At 57.9% G+C, this 5,818-nt stretch carries 9 protein-coding genes; 1 reads left to right on the top strand and 8 read right to left on the bottom strand.

Annotated features, from left to right (window positions below; translation table 11 throughout):
- Positions 1-34: 34 nt before the first annotated feature.
- The 8 genes from rpsC to rpsJ form a co-directional block, all read right to left on the bottom strand.
- Complete coding sequence (gene rpsC / locus ACK4TM_RS16765; RefSeq protein ID WP_409703504.1) at positions 35-751, bottom strand: 30S ribosomal protein S3; 717 nt, start codon at positions 749-751, stop codon at positions 35-37.
- Positions 751-1,131: a 50S ribosomal protein L22 gene (rplV, locus tag ACK4TM_RS16760; protein WP_007206610.1), complete on the bottom strand. Its 381-nt coding sequence runs from the start codon at positions 1,129-1,131 to the stop codon at positions 751-753. Before rplV ends, rpsC begins: the two co-directional genes overlap by 1 nt.
- Before the next feature lie 3 nt (positions 1,132-1,134).
- Positions 1,135-1,413, bottom strand: coding sequence for a 30S ribosomal protein S19 (rpsS, locus tag ACK4TM_RS16755; RefSeq protein ID WP_409703500.1), 279 nt, complete (start codon positions 1,411-1,413; stop codon positions 1,135-1,137).
- A gap of 2 nt (positions 1,414-1,415) precedes the next feature.
- Complete coding sequence (gene rplB / locus ACK4TM_RS16750; RefSeq protein WP_007206608.1) at positions 1,416-2,258, bottom strand: 50S ribosomal protein L2; 843 nt, start codon at positions 2,256-2,258, stop codon at positions 1,416-1,418.
- A gap of 346 nt (positions 2,259-2,604) precedes the next feature.
- A complete protein-coding gene (locus ACK4TM_RS16745) occupies positions 2,605-2,901 on the bottom strand; it encodes a 50S ribosomal protein L23 (RefSeq protein WP_409703496.1) in 297 nt (98 codons plus the stop codon).
- A complete protein-coding gene (gene rplD / locus ACK4TM_RS16740) occupies positions 2,898-3,518 on the bottom strand; it encodes a 50S ribosomal protein L4 (protein WP_409703493.1) in 621 nt (206 codons plus the stop codon). The genes ACK4TM_RS16745 and rplD overlap by 4 nt, the downstream gene beginning before the upstream one ends.
- On the bottom strand, positions 3,508-4,365 hold the full coding sequence (gene rplC / locus ACK4TM_RS16735) for a 50S ribosomal protein L3 (protein WP_409703490.1): 858 nt from the start codon (positions 4,363-4,365) through the stop codon (positions 3,508-3,510). The genes rplD and rplC overlap by 11 nt, the downstream gene beginning before the upstream one ends.
- Before the next feature lie 13 nt (positions 4,366-4,378).
- The gene (rpsJ, locus tag ACK4TM_RS16730) at positions 4,379-4,690 is read right to left on the bottom strand and encodes a 30S ribosomal protein S10 (protein WP_087212326.1); all 312 of its coding nucleotides are present in this window, start codon (positions 4,688-4,690) and stop codon (positions 4,379-4,381) included.
- Between the two features lie 271 nt (positions 4,691-4,961).
- Here rpsJ and ACK4TM_RS16725 point away from each other — a divergent pair, with 271 nt between their 5' ends.
- Complete coding sequence (locus tag ACK4TM_RS16725) at positions 4,962-5,702, top strand: YoaK family protein (protein ID WP_409703487.1); 741 nt, start codon at positions 4,962-4,964, stop codon at positions 5,700-5,702.
- Positions 5,703-5,818: the final 116 nt, after the last annotated feature.

Below are 5,818 nucleotides of genomic sequence, written 5' to 3'. Positions count from 1 at the left end.
TCGTGCGCTTTGGTTGCAGCATCTTCTCTACTCCTTACCTGTCGCGACGCGGGCCGCCAGGACCGCGCGGAATAGCGCCTTCCTGAAGCTCGGCATGTTTACGGTCGTGGCCTTGCGGGTCATGCTCCATGATCTCACCCTTGTAGATGAAGACCTTGATGCCGATGATGCCATAGGGCGTCATGGCTTCGTAAAGCGCATAGTCGATATCCGCACGCAAAGTATGCAGCGGCACGCGACCTTCACGGTACCATTCTGTCCGCGCAATTTCAGCACCGCCCAGACGACCGGCAAGGTTGACCCGGATACCCAGGGCGCCCATGCGCATCGCGTTCTGCACAGCACGTTTCATCGCACGACGGAAAGACACCCGGCGTTCCAATTGCTGACCGATGGATTCAGCGACCAGCGCTGCGTCCAGTTCGGGCTTGCGGACCTCGACGATGTTGAGGTGCAGTTCCGATTTGGTCAGGTTCGCCAGCTTCTGACGCAGACCTTCGATGTCTGCACCTTTCTTGCCGATGATCACACCCGGACGCGCGGCGTGGATCGTCACGCGGCACTTTTTGTGCGGACGTTCGATGATCACGCGGCTGATACCGGCCTGCGCACATTCCTTGCGGATGAACGCCTTGATCTTCAGGTCTTCCAGCAGCAGGTCACCGTATTCGCGGGTATTTGCGAACCAGCGGCTGTCCCAGGTGCGGTTGACCTGAAGACGCATCCCGATAGGGTTTACTTTGTTACCCATTATGATTGCTCCTCAACTTGACGCACCTTGATGGTCAGTTCTGAAAACGGCTTGACGATCTTGCCGAAACGGCCACGCGCCCGTGGGCGGCCCCGCTTCATGATCAGGTTCTTGCCGACGTAAGCCTCTGCAACGACCAGCGCATCGACATCCAGGTTGTGGTTGTTTTCAGCATTGGCGATGGCCGACTGAAGACATTTCTTCACATCGTCCGAGATCCGCTTTTTCGAGAAAGTCAGGTCCTGAAGGGCCTTTTCGACTTTCTTGCCACGGATCAGCGCAGCAACGAGGTTCAGCTTTTGCGGGGAGGTACGGAGCATGCGCAGTTTCGCCATTGCTTCGTTATCGGCCACGCGGCGGGGATTCTTATCCTTGCTCATGGCTTATTTCCGCTTCGCTTTTTTGTCGGCGGCGTGACCTGTATAGGTCCGTGTCGGCGAATATTCACCGAACTTCTGACCGATCATGTCTTCCGAGACGTTGACAGGGATATGCTTCTTGCCGTTGTAGACCGCGAAGGTCAAACCAACGAACTGAGGCAGGATAGTAGAACGACGCGACCAGATCTTGATCACTTCGTTGCGGCCGCTTTCGCGCGTTGCTTCTGCCTTTTTCAAGACATAGGCGTCGACGAACGGGCCTTTCCATACGGAACGAGCCATAATTACCGACCCTTCTTCTTGGCATGACGCGAACGCACGATAAGGCGCTGCGATGCTTTGTTCTTGTTACGGGTGCGGGTACCTTTGGTATCCTTACCCCATGGGGTCACAGGTGTCCGACCACCGGATGTCCGGCCTTCACCACCACCATGCGGGTGGTCGATCGGGTTCATCGCGACACCGCGCACAGATGGGCGGATGCCCTTGTGACGGTTGCGACCGGCTTTACCGATATTCTGGTTGCTGTTGTCGGGGTTCGACACGGCACCGACGGTGGCCATGCATTCCTGACGGACCAGACGCAATTCACCCGAAGACAGGCGGATCTGCGCATAGCCACCATCACGACCAACGAATTGGGCATAGGTACCGGCTGCACGGGCGATCTGGCCGCCTTTGCCTGCCTTGAGTTCGATGTTGTGGACGATTGTCCCGATGGGCATGCCCGAGAAAGGCATCGCGTTGCCCGGCTTGATGTCAGCCTTGGCGGATGCGATGACCTTGTCACCGATAGCCAGACGCTGCGGCGCCAGAATATAGGTCTGGGTGCCGTCTTCGTACTGGATCAGCGCAATGAATGCTGTCCGGTTCGGATCGTATTCGATACGTGCGACAACAGCCTGCATGTCCAGTTTGTTGCGCTTGAAATCGACGATGCGGTAAAGACGCTTTGCGCCCCCACCAATGCGACGCATTGTGATCCGTCCGGTGTTGTTCCGTCCGCCCGATTTGGTCAGACCCTCAGTGAGGGCCTTGACAGGGCGACCTTTCCAAAGCTCCGAACGGTCGATCAGCACCAGCCCGCGCTGGCCCGGCGTCGTCGGTTTGTACGACTTGAGTGCCATGTTAGCTTCTTCCGTTTGCTTGGCGTCCCGGTGTCATCCGGGACGATGGTTTACAGGGCCCCGAAGGTCCCCAAGTGAAGTTTGTCGGGGTGAACCCCGACCTACGTAGACCGGGGATTTCCCCCGCTTGCGCAGAATACACAAGGCCCCGGAACGAATCCGAGGCCGTGATTGCTGGCGTATAGCGGGGAGGTCGAGGGGTGGCAAGAGGTAGGGTGCGCATTCATTGCGCACCACGGTGTTTTGACGCGGGGTGCGCAATGAATGCATATCCTACCTGATCACCCACAACATAAAAGCCCCCGCGTTCCCGCGAGGGCTTTCTTTCCTCAACCTCACCTAAGACTTACAGCCCGGTAGAGATATCGATCGTGTTGCCTGCTTCGAGGGTCACATAGGCTTTCTTCACGTCGCGACGGGTCCCCAGGGAACCGCGGAAACGCTTGACTTTACCTTTGGTGATCGACGTGTTCACGGCCTTGACCTTCACACCAAACAGCGCCTCGACGGCTTGTTTGATCTGGGGTTTGTTGGCGTCGATCGCAACTTCAAACACAACCGCATTGGCTTCAGAAGCCATGGTTGCTTTCTCGGTGATGATCGGCTTGCGGATCACGTCGTAATGTTCGGCTTTCACGCTCATGACAAACGAGCCTCCAGTGCTGCGACACCCGCCTTGGTCAGGACGAGCGTGTCCGACTTCAGGATGTCGTAAACGTTGGCACCCATGGATGGGAGAACGTTCAGGGTTTCGATGTTGGCAGCCGCACGGGCGAAGTTTTCGTTCACTTCGGCCCCGTCGATGATCAGCGCACGTTTCCAACCCAACGACCCGACCATTTTGGCCAATGCCGAGGTTTTCGCGTCTTTCACATCGATGCTGTCCACGATGACCAGCTCACCTGCCGCAACTTTCGCGGACAGGGCATGCTTCAGTCCCAAAGCGCGGAACTTTTTGGTCAGCTCATGGGCGTGGCTGCGCGGGGTTGGGCCCTTGTAGGTACCACCGTGACGGAAGATCGGTGCGCCTTTGGAACCGTGGCGTGCGCCGCCGGTGCCTTTTTGGCGATAGATCTTCTTGGTGGAATAGGACACTTCCGACCGGCCAAGCACGTCGTGTGTACCTGCCATGGCCTTATTACGCTGCCAGCGGACAACGCGGTGCAGGATGTCTTTGCGTGGCTCCAGACCAAAGATCGCGTCGTTCAATTCGACGGAACCGGCCTTTGCGCCTTCCAGATTGATTGCATCAGCCTTCATTTTTATCACCCTCTGTCGTATCGGCATCAGCCGGGGCTTCGTTTGCGGCTTCGGCTTCAGCAGCTTCCAGCGCAGCCTGTTCTGCTTCAGCAGCGGCTTTTGCAGCAGCAGCTTCTTCAGCCGCAGCAGCGGCGGCGGCTTCTTCGGCCAGACGCTTGGCTTCTTCATCGAGCGACTTCAGACCGGCAGGATAGATCACATTCTCCGGGGTCGGCTTTTTCACCGCATCCTTCAACGTCACCCAGCCGCCACGCGAACCGGGAACCGCACCTTTGACCATGATCAGGCCACGGTCGGCGTCAGTGCGGATCACTTGCAGGTTTTGTGTGGTCACGCGGGCAGAACCCATGTGGCCGGCCATCTTCTTGCCTTTGAACACCTTGCCCGGATCCTGACACTGGCCAGTGGAACCATGCGAACGGTGGCTGACGGACACGCCGTGCGTCGCACGCAGACCGCCAAAGTTATGCCGCTTCATCGCACCAGCAAAACCTTTACCGATCGATGTGCCGGACACGTCCACGAACTGACCTTCGAAATAATGGTTCGCGGTGATGGTTTCACCGACGTTGATCATGTTCTCGGGGGCAACGCGGAATTCGGCAACCTTGCGCTTTGGTTCGACCTTGGCGGCGGCAAAATGGCCACGCATGGCCTGGCTTGTGCGCTTTGCCTTGGCAGCACCGGCGCCAAGCTGAACAGCGACGTAACCGTCTTTGTCAGCAGTACGCTGTGCAACAACCTGCAGGTTTTCGAGCGAAAGAACGGTGACAGGGATCTGACGACCGTCTTCCATGAACAGCCGGGTCATGCCCAGCTTTTTAGCGATAAGTCCTGTACGGAGCATTATAGAACCCTCCTTACACGGAAATCTGGACGTCGACGCCAGCAGCCAGGTCGAGCTTCATCAGCGCGTCCACGGTTTGCGGTGTCGGGTCAACGATGTCGAGCAGGCGCTTATGCGTGCGGATCTCGAACTGATCGCGTGATTTCTTGTCGATGTGCGGGCCGCGCAGAACAGTGAACTTTTCGATCTTGTTCGGCAGTGGGATCGGGCCGCGAACAGAAGCGCCAGTGCGCTTGGCTGTGCTGACGATTTCTGCAGTGCTTGCATCAAGCACGCGGAAATCAAACGCCTTAAGGCGGATACGGATGGTTTGGCTGGCTGCCATTTCATCACCCTTTTTGATAGGGCCTAGATCGGAGAGGAGGATCATGGCTCATCCAGAACCCTCATCGCGTCTTTTGGTCCAACATAAAAAGGGCACGCATGGCGCACCCCCGTCGGATTGGGGCCGTATAGGGATATGCGCCCTGTCTGGCAAGGGCTGATTGCGGGAAACGGCAAGTTCGGCGCGGTCTTGCGTTTCCTAGGGATTGGTGATGCTGTTTGCCCGCATTCACACGCTTATTTCGCTCGGATGCAGCACGAAAGGCACCATCATGGTAACGAATCTGTCGCGGCATCTGACCGGCGCACGCCGCACCGAATCGGGAAACCGCAGCCTTGGCTATCTGCTCGCCTTCGTCGCAGGCGCGATCAACGCGGGTGGGTTTCTGGCGGTGCAGCAATATACATCGCACATGACCGGGATCGTGTCGGAAATGGCCGATCTGATCGCGCTGGGGCAGTACAGGATCGCCATGTTCGGGCTGCTCTGCCTTGCGACATTCATCTGCGGCGCGGCCTGCACGGCGCTTTTGGTGAATTATGCGCGGCGCAGGCAGCTACAAAGCGAATATGCGATCCCGCTACTGTTGGAGGCATCGCTGTTGATGGTCTTTGGCATTCTCGGCACACAGATCGTTCAGGTGGAGGGGGGATTTGTCACGCTGACTATCCTGCTGCTGTGTTTTGTGATGGGACTGCAGAACGCGGTGATCACCAAAATCTCTGGTGCGGTGATCCGCACGACCCATGTGACCGGCATTGCCACCGATCTGGGAATCGATGTCGGGCGGTGGCTGTTCCGCAAAGCCGCGATAGGGGCAGAATTCGTCCCGACACCACAGCGGATGCCGATGCTGGCGATCCTGCTCGTGTCGTTCTTTGTGGGCGGGCTGACGGGTGCCGTTGGGTTTCAGGCCCTTGGCTTTGCCGCGACCTTACCGCTGGCTGCCGCCTTGATCGCTGCGGCAATCATGCCGGTTTTTGATGACATGAAAGAGCGCAAGAGGCGCTGAAACGCAAAAGGCCGCCCCGAAGGAGCGGCCTTTCGTTTGGCGTAGGGTGCGTCTCGACGCACCCCACAGGATGCCTTACAGCAGGATCTTCGACACAACACCGGCGCCGACGGTCC

The sequence above is a fragment of the Yoonia sp. genome (assembly GCF_046292185.1).
GTDB lineage: Bacteria > Pseudomonadota > Alphaproteobacteria > Rhodobacterales > Rhodobacteraceae > Yoonia.
This window is presented reverse-complemented; position numbering and strand designations above follow the sequence as displayed.

Coding starts and splice junctions, on each gene's coding strand:
- rpsC (WP_409703504.1), bottom strand. CDS start 751: ATGGGTAACAAAGTAAACCCTATCGGGATGCGTCTTCAGGTCAACCGC.
- rplV (WP_007206610.1), bottom strand. CDS start 1,131: ATGAGCAAGGATAAGAATCCCCGCCGCGTGGCCGATAACGAAGCAATG.
- rpsS (WP_409703500.1), bottom strand. CDS start 1,413: ATGGCTCGTTCCGTATGGAAAGGCCCGTTCGTCGACGCCTATGTCTTG.
- rplB (WP_007206608.1), bottom strand. CDS start 2,258: ATGGCACTCAAGTCGTACAAACCGACGACGCCGGGCCAGCGCGGGCTG.
- ACK4TM_RS16745 (WP_409703496.1), bottom strand. CDS start 2,901: ATGAGCGTGAAAGCCGAACATTACGACGTGATCCGCAAGCCGATCATC.
- rplD (WP_409703493.1), bottom strand. CDS start 3,518: ATGAAGGCTGATGCAATCAATCTGGAAGGCGCAAAGGCCGGTTCCGTC.
- rplC (WP_409703490.1), bottom strand. CDS start 4,365: ATGCTCCGTACAGGACTTATCGCTAAAAAGCTGGGCATGACCCGGCTG.
- rpsJ (WP_087212326.1), bottom strand. CDS start 4,690: ATGGCAGCCAGCCAAACCATCCGTATCCGCCTTAAGGCGTTTGATTTC.
- ACK4TM_RS16725 (WP_409703487.1), top strand. CDS start 4,962: ATGGTAACGAATCTGTCGCGGCATCTGACCGGCGCACGCCGCACCGAA.